This is a genomic window from Pseudomonas sp. C2B4 (assembly GCF_013359695.1).
Lineage (GTDB): Bacteria > Pseudomonadota > Gammaproteobacteria > Pseudomonadales > Pseudomonadaceae > Aquipseudomonas.
On record NZ_JABFMU010000004.1, the window covers coordinates 247668 to 263709 of the forward strand.

At 55.7% G+C, this 16042-nt stretch carries 13 protein-coding genes and 4 tRNA genes; all 17 read right to left on the minus strand.

What is annotated here, in order from left to right; all coding sequences use genetic code 11:
• Complete coding sequence (rpsG, locus tag HNQ83_RS05435; protein WP_002555493.1) at positions 1-471, minus strand: 30S ribosomal protein S7; 471 nt, start codon at positions 469-471, stop codon at positions 1-3.
• A 119-nt stretch (positions 472-590) separates the two neighbouring features.
• Complete coding sequence (rpsL, locus tag HNQ83_RS05440) at positions 591-962, minus strand: 30S ribosomal protein S12 (RefSeq protein ID WP_003186084.1); 372 nt, start codon at positions 960-962, stop codon at positions 591-593.
• A gap of 215 nt (positions 963-1177) precedes the next feature.
• Positions 1178-5377 (minus strand): DNA-directed RNA polymerase subunit beta', encoded by a 4200-nt coding sequence (gene rpoC / locus HNQ83_RS05445; protein WP_095197169.1) that lies wholly within the window; start codon positions 5375-5377, stop codon positions 1178-1180.
• A gap of 64 nt (positions 5378-5441) precedes the next feature.
• On the minus strand, positions 5442-9515 hold the full coding sequence (rpoB, locus tag HNQ83_RS05450) for a DNA-directed RNA polymerase subunit beta (RefSeq protein WP_175388004.1): 4074 nt from the start codon (positions 9513-9515) through the stop codon (positions 5442-5444).
• A 219-nt stretch (positions 9516-9734) separates the two neighbouring features.
• Positions 9735-10100: a 50S ribosomal protein L7/L12 gene (gene rplL, locus HNQ83_RS05455; RefSeq protein ID WP_011063780.1), complete on the minus strand. Its 366-nt coding sequence runs from the start codon at positions 10098-10100 to the stop codon at positions 9735-9737.
• A 78-nt stretch (positions 10101-10178) separates the two neighbouring features.
• Positions 10179-10679 (minus strand): 50S ribosomal protein L10, encoded by a 501-nt coding sequence (gene rplJ / locus HNQ83_RS05460; RefSeq protein ID WP_018925653.1) that lies wholly within the window; start codon positions 10677-10679, stop codon positions 10179-10181.
• A 198-nt stretch (positions 10680-10877) separates the two neighbouring features.
• Positions 10878-11573, minus strand: a complete 696-nt coding sequence (rplA, locus tag HNQ83_RS05465) for a 50S ribosomal protein L1 (protein ID WP_003228754.1) — start codon at positions 11571-11573, stop codon at positions 10878-10880.
• Entirely contained in the window at positions 11573-12004 is a 432-nt protein-coding gene (gene rplK / locus HNQ83_RS05470) for a 50S ribosomal protein L11 (protein ID WP_007933726.1), read from the minus strand. Before rplK ends, rplA begins: the two co-directional genes overlap by 1 nt.
• A 117-nt stretch (positions 12005-12121) precedes the next feature.
• Entirely contained in the window at positions 12122-12655 is a 534-nt protein-coding gene (gene nusG / locus HNQ83_RS05475) for a transcription termination/antitermination protein NusG (protein ID WP_007933727.1), read from the minus strand.
• Positions 12656-12664: 9 nt separating this feature from the next.
• Complete coding sequence (secE, locus tag HNQ83_RS05480) at positions 12665-13033, minus strand: preprotein translocase subunit SecE (protein ID WP_008018201.1); 369 nt, start codon at positions 13031-13033, stop codon at positions 12665-12667.
• A 45-nt stretch (positions 13034-13078) separates the two neighbouring features.
• A tRNA-Trp gene (locus HNQ83_RS05485) sits at positions 13079-13154 on the minus strand.
• Positions 13155-13324: 170 nt separating this feature from the next.
• Positions 13325-13400: transfer RNA gene (locus tag HNQ83_RS05490), tRNA-Thr, on the minus strand.
• A 26-nt stretch (positions 13401-13426) separates the two neighbouring features.
• A tRNA-Gly gene (locus HNQ83_RS05495) sits at positions 13427-13500 on the minus strand.
• 24 nt (positions 13501-13524) lie between these two features.
• Positions 13525-13609 (minus strand) — tRNA-Tyr (locus HNQ83_RS05500).
• Between the two features lie 142 nt (positions 13610-13751).
• A complete protein-coding gene (locus HNQ83_RS05505; RefSeq protein WP_175388005.1) occupies positions 13752-14192 on the minus strand; it encodes a hypothetical protein in 441 nt (146 codons plus the stop codon).
• Positions 14193-14199: 7 nt separating this feature from the next.
• On the minus strand, positions 14200-14949 hold the full coding sequence (locus HNQ83_RS05510; RefSeq protein WP_175388006.1) for a pantothenate kinase: 750 nt from the start codon (positions 14947-14949) through the stop codon (positions 14200-14202).
• The gene (gene birA / locus HNQ83_RS05515) at positions 14939-15898 is read right to left on the minus strand and encodes a bifunctional biotin--[acetyl-CoA-carboxylase] ligase/biotin operon repressor BirA (RefSeq protein ID WP_175388007.1); all 960 of its coding nucleotides are present in this window, start codon (positions 15896-15898) and stop codon (positions 14939-14941) included. The genes HNQ83_RS05510 and birA overlap by 11 nt, the downstream gene beginning before the upstream one ends.
• Positions 15899-16042 lie beyond the last annotated feature (144 nt).

Consider the following 16042-nt stretch of genomic DNA (forward strand, 5'->3'; position numbering starts at 1 on the left):
TTAGAAGCGGTAGTGCGAGAAAGCTTTGTTAGCTTCAGCCATACGGTGCACGTCTTCACGCTTCTTAACTGCAGCACCTTTACCTTCGGCAGCGTCCAACAGTTCGCCAGCCAAACGCAGAGCCATAGACTTCTCGCCGCGCTTACGGGCGAAGTCTACCAACCAGCGCATTGCCAGAGCGTTACGACGGGACGGACGAACTTCAACCGGAACCTGGTAAGTAGCACCGCCAACACGGCGCGACTTTACTTCGACCAGCGGAGCGATGGCGTCGAGAGCTTTCTCGAAGATTTCCAGGGGGTCGCTGTTCTTGCGTTCTTTAACCTTTTCCAGCGCGCCATAAACGATACGCTCGGCAACGGCTTTCTTGCCGCTTTCCATTACGTGGTTCATGAACTTGGCCAGGATCTGGCTTCCGTATTTTGGATCGTCAAGCACTTCGCGCTTGGCTGCTACGCGTCTTCTTGGCATGGATAAGCCCTCAAACGGTCTTCAGGTTCGCTCGGAATGGGTACCCGTTACGGGACGGCTCCGACCTTACTCTTATCGACTCAGAAAAATAGAAATCAGTTTTTTGCAGCAAGCGGCCATTACTTCGGACGCTTGGTACCGTACTTCGAACGACCCTGGTTACGACCTTTAACGCCGGAAGTATCCAAAGAACCGCGAACGGTGTGATAACGAACACCTGGCAAGTCTTTTACACGACCGCCGCGGATCAGTACCACGCTGTGCTCTTGCAGGTTGTGGCCTTCACCGCCGATGTACGAGGAAACCTCGAAACCGTTGGTCAGACGCACACGGCATACTTTACGCAGTGCCGAGTTAGGTTTTTTCGGCGTGGTGGTGTACACACGGGTGCACACGCCACGGCGTTGCGGGCAGTTCTGCAGCGCAGGCACGTCGGATTTCTCGACGATACGCTTACGCGGCTGACGTACCAGCTGGTTGATAGTTGCCATCTACTAGCTCCACTGTTGTCTTGCGACGCTATTGTCTTGCAAGAAAAGCAAAATGGCAGGAACGAATCCCGCCAAATTTAGGGGTACAAGAGTCTAAAGAGGATCTTGCCCCCAGTCAAGGCAAGGCCCCGCCCTCCCCGCTCATCCAACCTCGACAAACTGTCTCGATTCGATGAACGGAGCGACCAGGGCCTTACGCTCATTTACCGCAGAACTCAGTTACCGCTCGAGTTCAGCGCTTCGGTCAGTGCAGCTTCCACTTCACTGGCGCTCACGCGCAACGGTTTGTCTGCATCACGGCGACGCTTACGCTCGCTGTGATAAGCCAGACCGGTACCAGCCGGGATCAGACGACCCACGACTACGTTTTCTTTCAGGCCGCGCAGGTAGTCACGCTTGCCGGTTACCGCCGCTTCGGTCAGTACGCGGGTGGTTTCCTGGAAGGAAGCCGCCGAGATGAACGATTCGGTGGACAACGACGCCTTGGTGATACCCAGCAGAACGCGAGTGAACTTGGAGACAAATTTGTCTTCGTTGCTCAAGCGCTCGTTCTCTACCAGAACGTGAGTCAATTCCATCTGGTCGCCCTTGATGAAACTGGAATCGCCGGATTCAGCGATTTCAACCTTACGCAGCATCTGACGCAGGATGGTCTCGATGTGCTTGTCGTTGATCTTCACGCCTTGCAGACGGTAAACGTCCTGGATCTCGTTAACGATGTACTTGGCCAGCGCACTCACACCCAGCAGACGCAGGATGTCGTGTGGATCGCTCGGACCGTCAGAGATAACTTCGCCGCGGTTCACTTGTTCGCCTTCGAAGACGTTCAGGTGACGCCACTTCGGAATCAGCTCTTCGTACGGATCGCTACCGTCGTTCGGGGTGATAACCAGGCGGCGCTTGCCCTTGGTCTCTTTACCGAACGCGATGGTCCCGCTGACTTCAGCCAGGATCGACGCTTCTTTCGGACGACGAGCTTCGAACAAGTCGGCAACACGCGGCAAACCACCGGTGATGTCACGGGTCTTCGAAGTCTCTTGCGGAATACGAGCGATAACATCACCGATCGCGATTTTCGCACCATCCGCCACACCGACCAGGGCGTTGGCTGGCAGGAAGTACTGAGCGATAACGTCAGTACCTGGCAGCAACAGATCCTTGCCGTTGTCGTCGACCATCTTCACAGCAGGACGAATGTCCTTACCGGCAGCTGGACGATCTTTGGCGTCGAGTACTTCAATGTTGGTCATACCGGTCAATTCGTCAGTCTGACGCTTGATCGTGATGCCTTCTTCCATGCCCACGTAGGTCACGGTACCTTTCATTTCGGTAACGATCGGGTGAGTGTGCGGATCCCACTTGGCCACGATTGCGCCAGCGTCGACCTTGTCACCCTCTTTAACCGAAATTACCGCACCGTACGGCAGCTTGTAACGCTCACGCTCACGACCGAAGTCATCAGCGATGGCCAGCTCACCGGAACGGGACACTGCCACCAAGTGACCATCCACTCGCTCAACGTGCTTCAGGTTGTGCAGACGGACGGTACCGCCATTCTTAACCTGAACGCTGTCGGCTGCGGAGGTCCGGCTTGCCGCACCACCGATGTGAAACGTACGCATGGTCAGCTGGGTACCCGGCTCACCGATGGACTGGGCAGCGATAACGCCGACCGCTTCACCGATGTTCACCTGGTGACCACGAGCCAGATCACGGCCGTAGCACTTGGCGCAAATGCCGTAGCGGGTTTCGCAGCTGATCGGCGAACGCACGATCACTTCGTCGATGCTGTTCAGCTCGATGAATTCGACCCACTTCTCGTCAACCAGGGTGCCAGCAGGAACGATGACGTCCTCGGTACCCGGCTTGAATACGTCACGGGCGATAACTCGACCCAATACGCGCTCACCCAACGGCTCTACAACGTCACCGCCTTCAATGTGCGGAGTCATCAGCAGGCCGTGTTCGGTGCCGCAATCGATCTCGGTTACAACCAGATCCTGCGCCACGTCTACCAGACGACGAGTCAGGTAACCGGAGTTCGCGGTTTTCAACGCGGTATCCGCCAGACCCTTACGAGCACCGTGAGTTGAGATGAAGTACTGGAGTACGCTCAAACCTTCACGGAAGTTCGCCGTAATCGGCGTTTCGATGATGGAGCCGTCCGGCTTGGCCATCAGGCCACGCATACCGGCGAGCTGACGAATCTGTGCAGCAGAACCCCGCGCACCCGAGTCGGCCATCATGTACATCGAGTTGAAGGATTCCTGGTCGACTTCGACGCCATGGCGGTCGATGACTTTCTCTTTCGAGAGGTTGGCCATCATCGCCTTGGAAACTTCGTCGTTCGCCTTGGACCAGAGGTCGATCACCTTGTTGTACTTCTCGCCCTGGGTTACCAGGCCGGAGGCGTACTGACTTTCGATCTCTTTCACTTCATCAGTAGCAGTACCGATGATGCGGGCTTTTTCATCCGGGATAACGAAGTCGTTAACACCGATGGAAACGCCGGAAATGGTCGAATATGCAAAACCGGTGTACATCAACTGGTCAGCGAAGATCACGGTCTCTTTCAGACCAACCACGCGGTAGCACTGGTTGATCAGCTTGGAGATCGCCTTTTTCTTCATCGGCAGGTTGACGACATCGAAGGACAGACCTTTTGGCACAACCTGGAACAACAGCGCACGGCCGACAGTGGTGTCGACGATACGGGTGTTGGTCACGCTGCCGCCATCACGGTCGTTGACGGTTTCGTTGATCCGCACTTTGACCTTGGCGTGCAGTGCGGCTTCGCCGGCACGGAACACACGGTCGACTTCCTGCAGATCCGCGAACACACGACCTTCGCCCTTGGCGTTGATCGCTTCACGGGTCATGTAGTACAGACCCAATACAACGTCCTGCGACGGAACGATGATTGGCTCACCGTTGGCTGGCGACAGAATGTTGTTGGTCGACATCATCAACGCACGCGCTTCCAGCTGGGCTTCCAGCGTCAGCGGTACGTGCACGGCCATTTGGTCGCCGTCGAAGTCGGCGTTGTACGCGGCGCAGACCAGCGGGTGCAGCTGGATAGCCTTACCTTCGATCAGTACCGGTTCAAACGCCTGGATACCCAGACGGTGAAGGGTCGGTGCACGGTTGAGAAGAACCGGGTGTTCGCGAATCACTTCAGCGAGAACGTCCCAAACTTCCGGCAGCTCACGCTCGACCATCTTTTTGGCAGCTTTGATGGTGGTAGCGAGACCACGCATTTCCAGCTTGCCGAAAATGAACGGCTTGAACAGCTCGAGAGCCATTTTCTTCGGTAGACCGCACTGGTGCAGACGCAGGGTCGGACCTACGGTAATTACCGAACGACCGGAGTAGTCAACACGCTTACCGAGCAAGTTCTGACGGAAACGACCTTGCTTACCCTTGATCATGTCAGCCAGGGATTTCAGAGGACGCTTGTTCGAACCAGTGATAGCGCGGCCACGACGACCGTTGTCGAGCAGTGCGTCGACCGCTTCCTGCAACATACGTTTTTCGTTGCGCACGATGATGTCCGGAGCGGACAGATCCAGCAGGCGCTTCAAACGGTTGTTACGGTTGATCACTCGACGATACAGATCGTTGAGGTCGGAAGTCGCGAAGCGACCGCCATCGAGCGGAACCAGTGGACGCAGATCTGGCGGCAGAACCGGCAGAACGGTCAGCACCATCCACTCTGGCAGGTTGCCGGAACCCTGGAAGGCTTCCATCAACTTCAGACGTTTGGACAGCTTCTTGATCTTGGTTTCGGAGTTGGTTTGCGGAATTTCTTCACGCAGACGGCCAATCTCGTGCTCCAGGTCGATAGCGTGCAGCAGTTCGCGGACAGCCTCGGCACCCATGCGGGCATCGAAATCATCGCCGAACTCTTCCAGCGCTTCGAAGTACTGCTCATCGTTCAGCAGCTGACCTTTTTCAAGGGTGGTCATGCCTGGATCGATAACGACGTAGCTCTCGAAGTAGAGAACGCGCTCGATATCACGCAGGGTCATGTCCATCAGCAAGCCGATTCGGGACGGCAGCGATTTCAGGAACCAGATGTGGGCAACCGGCGAGGCCAGTTCGATGTGCGCCATGCGCTCACGACGAACTTTTGCCAGCGCGACTTCAACGCCGCACTTCTCGCAGATCACACCACGGTGCTTCAAGCGCTTGTACTTACCGCACAGGCACTCGTAATCCTTTACCGGGCCAAAGATTTTGGCGCAGAACAGGCCGTCACGCTCAGGTTTGAACGTACGGTAGTTGATGGTTTCCGGTTTTTTAACTTCACCGAACGACCACGAACGGATCATCTCAGGCGATGCCAATCCGATACGGATGGCGTCGAACTCTTCGACTTGACCCTGGTTTTTCAGCAAATTCAGTAGGTCTTTCAAGGCCTTTCCTCCTGGCGGAGCAGAGAGCGGGCAATCCTGCCCCGCTCTCGATTCGCGTCACGTGTTATTCGGTTTCCAGATCGATATCGATGCCGAGGGAACGAATTTCCTTGATCAACACGTTGAAGGACTCGGGCATGCCCGGCTCCATACGGTGATCGCCGTCCACGATGTTTTTGTACATCTTGGTCCGACCGTTCACATCGTCCGACTTCACTGTGAGCATTTCTTGCAGAGTGTAAGCAGCACCGTATGCTTCCAGTGCCCAGACCTCCATCTCCCCGAAACGCTGACCACCGAACTGCGCCTTACCACCCAACGGCTGCTGGGTAACCAGGCTGTACGAACCGGTAGAACGAGCGTGCATCTTGTCGTCTACCAAGTGGTTCAGCTTCAGCATGTACATGTAGCCAACGGTAACCGGGCGCTCGAACTTGTTGCCGGTACGGCCGTCGGTCAGCTGCATCTGGCCGCTTTCTGGCAGGTCTGCCAGCTTCAGCATTGCCTTGATTTCGCTTTCCTTGGCACCGTCGAACACTGGAGTGGCCATTGGAACGCCGCCACGCAGGTTTTGAGCCAGATCCAGGATTTCCTGGTCGGAGAAGTCATCGAGGCTTTCCTGACGACCGCCGATCTCGTTATAGATCTCGTGCAGGAATTTACGCAGCTCGGCAACCTTGCGCTGCTCTTCAACCATGCGGTTGATCTTCTCGCCCAGGCCTTTGGCCGCGAGGCCCAGGTGGGTTTCAAGGATCTGACCGACGTTCATACGCGAAGGTACGCCCAACGGGTTGAGGACGACGTCGACCGGGGTGCCGTTGGCATCGTGTGGCATGTCTTCAACTGGCATGATCACGGAGACCACACCCTTGTTACCGTGACGACCGGCCATCTTGTCGCCCGGTTGGATGCGACGACGGATTGCCAGGTAAACCTTGACGATTTTCAGCACGCCTGGAGCCAGGTCATCGCCCTGCTGCAGTTTGCGCTTCTTGTCTTCGAACTTGTCGTCCAGCAGACGGCGACGATCAACGATGTAGGCCTGAGCCTTCTCGAGCTGCTCGTTCAGAGCATCTTCAGCCATGCGCAGTTTGAACCACTGGCCGTGCTCAAGACCGTCGAGGACTTCGTCGGTGATGTCCTGGCCTTTCTTCAGACCGGCGCCGCCTTCGGCCTTGTGGCCGACCAGAGCGGAGCGCAGACGTTCGAAAGTAGCGCCTTCAACGATGCGGAACTCTTCGTTCAGGTCCTTGCGGATCTCGTCCAGCTGGGACTTCTCGATCGACAGGGCACGAGCGTCACGCTCAACGCCGTCGCGGGTGAAGACCTGTACGTCGATGACAGTACCTTTGGTACCGGTAGGTACACGCAGGGAGGTGTCTTTAACGTCGCTGGCTTTTTCACCGAAGATCGCACGCAGCAGTTTTTCTTCCGGAGTCAGTTGGGTCTCGCCTTTCGGAGTGACCTTACCAACCAGGATGTCGCCTGCGCCAACTTCAGCACCTACGTAAACGATACCGGCTTCGTCCAGTTTGTTCAGCGCCGCTTCACCCACGTTAGGGATGTCGGCAGTGATTTCCTCTGGGCCAAGCTTGGTGTCACGCGCCACACAGGTCAGTTCCTGGATGTGGATCGTGGTGAAACGGTCTTCCTGAACAACACGCTCGGACAGGCAGATGGAGTCTTCGAAGTTGAAGCCGTTCCATGCCATGAACGCGATGCGCATGTTCTGACCCAGAGCCAATTCACCCATGTCGGTGGACGGGCCGTCGGCCATGATGTCGCTACGCTGAACCCGATCACCTTTACGCACCAGCGGACGCTGGTTGATGCAGGTGTTCTGGTTGGAGCGGGTGTATTTGGTCAGGTTGTAGATGTCGACACCAGCTTCACCGGTTTCAACTTCGTCATCGGCAACACGAACCACGATACGGCTGGCGTCGACAGAGTCGATCACGCCGCCACGACGAGCCACGACGCAAACGCCGGAGTCACGGGCTACGTTACGCTCCATGCCGGTACCTACCAGCGGCTTGTCAGCGCGCAGGGTTGGTACAGCTTGACGCTGCATGTTCGAACCCATCAACGCACGGTTGGCGTCGTCGTGCTCGAGGAACGGGATCAGCGACGCTGCAACCGAAACTACCTGCTTCGGCGATACGTCCATCAGGGTGACGTCTTCCGGCGCCTTGACGGTGAACTCGTTCAAGTGACGAACAGCTACCAGCTCGTCGATCAGGACTTTCTTGTCGTTCATCGTGGCCGAAGCCTGAGCGATCACGTGATCAGCTTCTTCGATGGCGGACAGGAATACGATCTCGTCGGTGACCAGAGCGTCTTTCACCACACGGTACGGGCTCTCGAGGAAGCCGTACTGGTTGGTGCGCGCATAGGCCGCCAGGGAGTTGATCAGACCAATGTTCGGACCTTCCGGCGTTTCGATCGGGCAAACACGACCGTAATGCGTCGGGTGTACGTCACGAACTTCAAAGCCGGCACGCTCACGAGTCAGACCACCAGGGCCGAGTGCGGAAACACGACGCTTGTGGGTAATCTCGGACAGCGGGTTGTTCTGGTCCATGAACTGGGACAGCTGGCTGGAACCGAAGAACTCTTTCACCGCCGCAGCCACTGGCTTGGCGTTGATCAGGTCTTGCGGCATCAGGCCTTCGCTTTCAGCCATCGACAGACGCTCTTTGACCGCACGCTCAACACGTACCAGGCCAACGCGGAACTGGTTCTCGGCCATTTCGCCTACGCAGCGAACACGACGGTTACCCAAGTGGTCGATGTCATCGACGATGCCTTTACCGTTACGGATGTCGACCAGGGTCTTCAGTACCGCGACGATGTCTTCCTTGCACAGCACGCCCGAACCTTCGATCTCGGTACGACCGATACGACGGTTGAACTTCATCCGGCCGACCGCAGACAGGTCATAGCGCTCAGGGCTGAAGAACAGGTTGTTGAACAGGGTCTCTGCAGCGTCTTTGGTTGGCGGCTCGCCAGGACGCATCATGCGATAGATCTCGACCAGCGCTTCCAGTTGGTTGCTGGTGGAGTCGATCTTCAGGGTGTCAGAGATGAATGGACCACAGTCGATATCGTTGGTGTACAGAGTCTCGATGCGAACAACGCCGGCCTTGGCGATTTTCGCCAGGATCTCGGTGCTCAGCTCGGTATTGCACTCTGCCAGGATTTCACCGGTTGCCGGATGCACGATGACCTTGGCGGTAGTGCGACCCAGGACGTAGTCCAGAGGCACATCCAGCTCTTTGATCCCGGCTTTCTCCAGCTGGTTGATGTGACGAGCGGTGATACGACGACCTTGCTCGACAATAACCTTGCCCTTGTCGTCCTGGATGTCCAGGACCGCGATTTCACCGCGCAGGCGCTGAGGGACCAACTCCAGGCTCAGACTCTCGCCTTTCACGTGGAATACGTTGGTGGTGTAGAACGCGTCCAGCACTTCTTCAGTGGTATAGCCCAGCGCGCGCAGCAGTACCGATGCAGGCAGCTTGCGACGACGGTCGATACGCACGAATACGCAGTCTTTCGGGTCGAACTCGAAGTCCAGCCACGAACCGCGGTAAGGGATGATGCGCGCGGAGTACAGCAGTTTACCGGAGCTGTGCGTCTTGCCACGGTCGTGGTCGAAGAACACGCCCGGGGAACGGTGCAACTGGGAAACGATTACACGCTCGGTACCGTTGATTACGAAGGTACCGTTCTCAGTCATCAGGGGGATTTCACCCATGTAGACTTCTTGCTCTTTGATGTCCTTGATCGCTTTGTTCGACGATTCTTTGTCGAAAATGATCAGGCGCACTTTTACCCGCAAAGGTACGGCGTAAGTTACACCGCGCAATACGCATTCTTTGACATCAAATGCCGGTTCGCCCAGGCGATAACCGACGTACTCCAGCGCAGCATTGCCGGAGTAGCTGATGATCGGGAAAACGGATTTGAAGGCCGCATGCAGGCCCACGTCGCGGAACTGATCTTTAGTCGCTCCCGCTTGCAAGAATTCACGATACGAATCCAGCTGGATGGCCAGGAGGTAAGGCACATCCATGACGTCCGGCAACTTGCTAAAGTCCTTGCGGATACGTTTTTTCTCAGTATATGAGTAAGCCATCAGCGTTCCCCAGCTTGGTCACCTGCTTGTTTGGCCCTCCCGACGGGAGCAGCCAGAAAATCGTGCAAACCCCATGGTTTGCGCCACCGCATCGGGTGGTTACAGCTCGTTACCAGCACCGACCCAGTCGACTGCCAATAACGGAAAAAGGCCGGTGGCAAGAGCCACCAGCCATCAGCCTTTCGCTTAACGCTTGGGCTGGAAACGCAAAGTCGATGCTTACTTCAGCTCGACTTTAGCGCCTGCTTCTTCCAGAGCTGCTTTGGCTTTGTCAGCTGCTTCTTTAGCAACAGCTTCCAGAACCATGGCAGGAGCGCCGTCAACTACAGCCTTGGCTTCTTTCAGGCCCAGACCGGTCAGTTCACGAACAGCCTTGATCACGTTAACTTTCTTCTCGCCAGCTTCGGTCAGCATGACGTTGAATTCGGTTTGCTCTTCAACAACAGCGGCAGCAGCAGCTGGACCAGCAGCAGCAACAGCAGCGGTAACGCCGAAGGTTTCTTCCATTGCCTTGATCAGCTCAACAACTTCCAGAACGGTTTTCTGGCCGATTGCTTCGATGATTTGTTCGTTAGTCAGAGACATGACTTGAATCCTGTATTGGGGTGACAGCTTACGCAGCCATCAAATTAAACATATGATTTTGAAAGGTCTCGCTGTGCCTTAGGCAGCAGCTGCTTCTTTCTGGTCGCGAACGGCTGCCAGGGTACGAGCCAGTTTGCTGGTAGCGCCTTGGATCACGCTCATCAGTTTCGCAATAGCTTCGTCGCGGGTCGGCAGGGTAGCCAACACGTCGATCTGGTTAGCGGCAAGGAACTTGCCATCAAACGCAGCTGCCTTGATCTCGAACTTGTCCTGACCCTTGGCGAACTCTTTGAAGATCCGGGCTGCAGCGCCTGGATGTTCTTTGGAGAACGCAATCAGGGTAGGGCCGGTGAACACGTCGTTAAGGACACTGAATTCAGTGTCAGCAACAGCGCGCTTGAGCAGGGTGTTACGTACGACACGTACATAAACGCCAGCTTCACGAGCCTCTTTACGGAGTCCGGTCATCGCGCCTACTGTTACGCCACGGGCATCAGCCACGACAGCGGACAGAGCGACTTTGGCAGCCTCGTTGACTTCAGCGACGATGGCCTTCTTGTCTTCGAGTTTAATTGCCACGGGTTTAACTCCTGCTTGTTACCGTTTCATCTGGTCGAAACCGGATGTCGTTTTGGTGTCTGATTCGGTAAGGAACCGGGAGCACCATCTGCGTAGGCTTGTGGTTTAAGACTTGCGTCGCCTACGGTCTTGGATAGCCCCCGCCAGGCAGGGACCCCAATTTTTCAATTGGTGCAATCGCTTGCACCAATCTGTGTCTTACGCGTCGAGCGAGCTTTGGTCGATAACCAGACCTGGGCCCATAGTGGTGCTCAGGGTAACGCGCTTGACGTAAATGCCTTTCGAGGAAGCTGGCTTGATACGCTTCAGGTCAGCGATCAGGGCTTCAACGTTTTCCTTCAGCTTGACGGCGTCGAAGCCGATCTTGCCAACGGAAGTGTGGATGATGCCGTTTTTGTCGGTGCGATAACGAACCTGACCAGCCTTGGCGTTTTTAACCGCGGTAGCTACGTCTGGGGTTACGGTGCCGACTTTAGGGTTAGGCATCAGGCCACGTGGACCGAGGATCTGACCCAGTTGACCCACAACGCGCATGGCATCCGGGGATGCGATCACTACGTCATAGTTCAGGTCGCCGCCTTTCATTTCGGCAGCCAGGTCGTCCATACCTACGCGGTCAGCGCCGGCAGCCAGAGCGGCTTCAGCAGCTGGACCCTGAGTGAACACAGCAACGCGAACGGTCTTGCCAGTGCCGTGCGGCAGCACAGTAGCGCTACGAACAACCTGGTCGGATTTACGCGGGTCAACACCCAGATTCACAGCAACGTCGAACGACTCGCTGAACTTGACAGTCGACAGCTCGGCCAGCAGAGCAGCGGCGTCTACAATGTTGTAGGCCTTGCCTGCTTCGATTTTGCCGGCGATAGCCTTTTGACGCTTGGTCAGCTTAGCCATTACACACCCTCCACGTTAAGGCCCATGCTACGAGCAGAACCGGCGATGGTACGCACGGCTGCTTCCATATCAGCTGCAGTCAGATCCGCGTTTTTGGTTTTCGCGATTTCTTCCAGCTGAGCACGAGTTACGGTGCCAACCTTAACGGTGTTCGGACGAGCGGAACCGCTAGTCAGACCAGCCGCCTTCTTCAGCAGAACCGAAGCAGGGGTGGATTTGGTTTCGAAAGTGAAGCTACGGTCGCTGTAGACAGTGATGATCACTGGAGTCGGCAGACCTGGCTCAAGACCCTGAGTACGGGCGTTGAAAGCCTTGCAGAATTCCATGATGTTCACGCCGTGCTGACCCAGAGCAGGACCAACAGGTGGGCTTGGGTTAGCCTGAGCGGCCTTCACTTGCAGCTTGATGTAAGCGGTAATCTTCTTGGCCATGAGGCACTCCAATTACGGGTTCAAACGCCTCGAAAGGCTCCCCGGTTACTTGCGCGTTTATCCCAGTGACGACAAAACCCCACAGCCTATGGCTGCGGGGTTGGGATGCTTCTTCAGCTAGACCTTTTCGACCTGACTGAACTCCAACTCTACCGGAGTAGAGCGACCGAAAATGAGCACCGCGACCTGGATCCGGCTCTTTTCGTAGTTAACCTCTTCGACCGTACCGGTGAAGTCGGCAAACGGACCGTCGTTGACGCGTACCGACTCACCCGGCTCAAACAACGTCTTCGGCTTAGGCTTATCGCTACCGTCGGCAACGCGACGCAGAATCGCCTCCGCCTCTTTATCGGTAATCGGCGCCGGCTTATCGGCAGTACCGCCGATGAAACCCATCACACGAGGAGTGTCCTTGACCAAGTGCCAAGTACCCTCGTTCATATCCATCTGGACCAGCACATAGCCAGGGAAGAACTTACGCTCGCTTTTGCGCTTCTGGCCATTACGCATTTCAACCACTTCTTCAGTGGGAACCAGAATCTCGCCGAAGCCATCTTCCATGCCAGCCAGCTTTACGCGCTCGATCAGCGAGCGCATTACGTGCTTCTCGTAACCCGAGTAAGCATGCACAACATACCAACGCTTAGCCACGGGACACCCTTAGCCGACAATCAAGGAAACAAGCCAGCCGAGCAGGGAATCAAGCCCCCACAACAGCAACGCCATAACCAGAACAACAGCCACCACAATAAGGGTGGTCTGCGTGGTTTCTTGGCGAGTTGGCCACACGACTTTACGAATCTCGGTGCGAGCTTCCTTGACCAGTACAAAGAAAGACTTGCCCTTCGCTGTCTGCAGGCCTACAAAGGCAGCTACAGCAGCAATAGCAAGCAATGCGAGTACACGGTACAGGATCGGCGAAGCAGAGAAGTACTGATTGCCAACAACGCCAACAATCACCAGAGCGACCACTACCAGCCACTTGAGGAGATCGAAGCGAGAGCCTTGAGCTTCAGCTTTAGGAGTCATCTATGAAGATCCTGTGAAAAGAAAGCCAGACACACCTGGTGAATCTGGCAGGTCAGGAGGGAATCGAACCCCCAACCTACGGTTTTGGAGACCGTCGCTCTGCCAATTGAGCTACTGACCTAAAACAAAATCAGGCCGACCATTATGCCGGCCCGAAAAAGACTTTACAACAATTTACTCAACAGCCTTAGCCGCAACACCCGCACCGAGAGCAAAATCACCCTGCGAACAATGAAGCGCACTACAACCCATTAAAACAAAGGCAGATATTTTCATATCTGCCTTGTCATATGGAGCTCTTGAGCGGATTTGAACCGCTGACCTCACCCTTACCAAGGGTGTGCTCTACCAACTGAGCTACAAGAGCGTAACACTGTGCAAAACCTGCAAACTTGGAGCGGGTAGCGGGAATCGAACCCGCATCATCAGCTTGGAAGGCTGAGGTTCTACCACTAAACTATACCCGCGAGGCCTGCAGCTCTCGCTAAAAATGGTGGAGGGGGAAGGATTCGAACCTTCGAAGTCGTAGACGTCAGATTTACAGTCTGATCCCTTTGGCCGCTCGGGAACCCCTCCTAAGCGAGCCGGCATTCTATATCATGCCAGCCTTCTGTCAAGCATTTTCTCATTAAAAACCTGAGGTTAGCTGCGTTGACTTCGCTTCACACTGTTTTCCGTTTTAGGTCTTCACTGTGGAGCGGGCGCCATTCTATGCAAACTATTCTTCGGGTGCAACCCCCTCACAGGGCATTATTTTATGTTTTAACTCATTGAATTCTTTAGAAAGGTTTTGCAGCTGCGTGCCATCCAGCCAACGCCTGCTTTCCGGGGCTACGCGCACCCAGTAACCATCGGACTCAGAGCCACCTCTGGGAAGAGCCTGGAACTTGACGTCCATACCACTCAGCCTGCGCTCAAGCCCCTGAGCGGCATCCTGACGAGCAAAGCCACCCAAATAAAGGCAACCCGTAACAGCCTGAGCATCCTTTGCCTTATCTCTGGCCGAGTCCGATGCCTCGCTAAGCAGGCGAATGTCCTGCTGCCCCCCTCGATACAAACTCAAGGGCGTTACATCCTTCGCACGCAGAGGAGCCTCCTGTTGATGCCATATGTAATAGAACACATTTAGAACAAGCAGCAGCAGAAACAACCAACGCATAAAGACCTCAAGACAAAGGGCACGCCATGGCCAAACCGACAAATACCAGATCCGGAACCACTCTAGCCTCAGGCACGACACCCGAGACCTGCGCCGCATCCCCACCCGTAAGGAATACAGTGAAATCCTTGTCCCAATAGCTACGCGCCAACTCGAGCTGGGTCAGCACAAATCCCTGGAGCATTAGCAAACAACCGCGCTCGACCGCCTCAACGGTCGTTCGACCTGGAACGAGCTCCTCTAAAGCACGCTCGGCAGCAAGATCACCGTAACGAATCTTGCGAGTATGGGTTCGCAGCTGATTGCGCATCAACGGCATCCCAGGGCATATGAATCCACCGAGATGCTCTCCATCCGCGGCCACGAAGTCAGCGGTAACAGCAGTACCGAAATCCAGCACCAGACATGCTCCTGCGGCCAGATGAAACCCCCCGAGCAAAGCCAGCCAGCGATCAAGCCCTAGCCTCTCGAACTCTTCATAGCCGTTACGAACACCAGACATCTCACGCGCCGGAGCCGCACAAACCACAGATACATCGAACGCCGCTTTCAACAGGGAGATCAATACAGCCGTTTCTTCAGCAGTCCGAACACTGACCAATCGGCAAGACTTGAGAGCGAGCCCCTTGAGCCCCCTCAAGCCCTCGAGAAGCGCCAGGTCGGAATCGACAACCCCCTCCCCCACTAGCAGCCCAGGATTCGCATCGAGCACGCGCCACTTGATAAAACTGTTTCCGCAGTCAAGCTCAAGAATCATTACGCAACCTCAGACTCAGCTCACCGCCGCTGAAGACTTTTTCCACACCGTCCACCTTCAGACGCAGGGCGCCCTGCCTGTCGATCCCCAGCACCTGGCCGTCAATCTGGTTCACACCAGCAATCAACGACACAGCACACCCCTGCCACAGATGATTTTGCTCCCATTCAGACTGGAGCGCTGCAAACCCACCAACCTGATGTCGCTCCAAGTATTGCTGCAGCATCACTCCTAACTCCGCAACCAGGTGATTGCGATCGAACACCTCGCCCGACTCCAGACGCATTGACGTCCATTGCTGATCAACCTCACTGGTCATCTGCATGTTTACATTAATACCGACACCCAGCACCACATGACACACATCAGCAGGATCGCCGACCAGCTCCAACAAGATCCCAGCAATTTTCTTCTGACCAACCAGGACATCATTGGGCCACTTCAAACCCACCCCTGGAACACCAAGCTCGCGCAAGGTCTGCATGACGGCGAGCCCGACAACAAGACTCAACCCTTCCAGCTGGCGCATTCCACCCTCTACACGCAGCACCAGGCTGTAATAGATGTTTTCTGCGAATGGACTCACCCACTTCCGCCCACGCCGCCCGCGACCTGCAGTCTGTCGCTCGGCAAGCACAACAAAGGGCGCAATCTGATGCCGCTCGATGGCACGCAGGGCCTCTGCATTCGTGGAATCAATTGAGTCAAAGACCAGGACGGGCCAGCCACTAGAAGGCGCAAACTGCTTGACCTCCATAGGATCAAGAAGAGTCAGCGGGGCAGCTAACTGATAGCCTCGCCCTCGAACCTTATGAATAGACAACCCCAGCTCAGACTCAAGCTGCTGAAGCTGCTTCCATATCGCACTGCGACTAACACCCAAGGCAGCGCCCAGCGCCTGACCCGAATGGAATCGGCCATCTTTAAGAAGTTTTAGCAACGTCAGCATGCAAGCCTCGCCTCACAATGAGGCCCGCATGATATCCACGCCCCGATCACTTGCATAGAAACCAGAAGATGCAGATCTTTCCTGCGGGCAAAACAAAACCCCAACTGCTTTCGCAATTGGGGTTTCGGAATTTAATCTTGACGA

What these genes read in the sequence shown, in the direction of transcription:
- rplL (WP_011063780.1), bottom strand. Translation starts at nt 10,100, where the DNA reads ATGTCTCTGACTAACGAACAAATCATCGAAGCAATCGGCCAGAAAACC.
- rpsL (WP_003186084.1), bottom strand. Translation starts at nt 962, where the DNA reads ATGGCAACTATCAACCAGCTGGTACGTCAGCCGCGTAAGCGTATCGTC.
- rplK (WP_007933726.1), bottom strand. Translation starts at nt 12,004, where the DNA reads ATGGCCAAGAAGATTACCGCTTACATCAAGCTGCAAGTGAAGGCCGCT.
- rpsG (WP_002555493.1), bottom strand. Translation starts at nt 471, where the DNA reads ATGCCAAGAAGACGCGTAGCAGCCAAGCGCGAAGTGCTTGACGATCCA.
- rpoB (WP_175388004.1), bottom strand. Translation starts at nt 9,515, where the DNA reads ATGGCTTACTCATATACTGAGAAAAAACGTATCCGCAAGGACTTTAGC.
- HNQ83_RS05510 (WP_175388006.1), bottom strand. Translation starts at nt 14,949, where the DNA reads ATGATTCTTGAGCTTGACTGCGGAAACAGTTTTATCAAGTGGCGCGTG.
- HNQ83_RS05505 (WP_175388005.1), bottom strand. Translation starts at nt 14,192, where the DNA reads ATGCGTTGGTTGTTTCTGCTGCTGCTTGTTCTAAATGTGTTCTATTAC.
- birA (WP_175388007.1), bottom strand. Translation starts at nt 15,898, where the DNA reads ATGCTGACGTTGCTAAAACTTCTTAAAGATGGCCGATTCCATTCGGGT.
- secE (WP_008018201.1), bottom strand. Translation starts at nt 13,033, where the DNA reads ATGACTCCTAAAGCTGAAGCTCAAGGCTCTCGCTTCGATCTCCTCAAG.
- rplA (WP_003228754.1), bottom strand. Translation starts at nt 11,573, where the DNA reads ATGGCTAAGCTGACCAAGCGTCAAAAGGCTATCGCCGGCAAAATCGAA.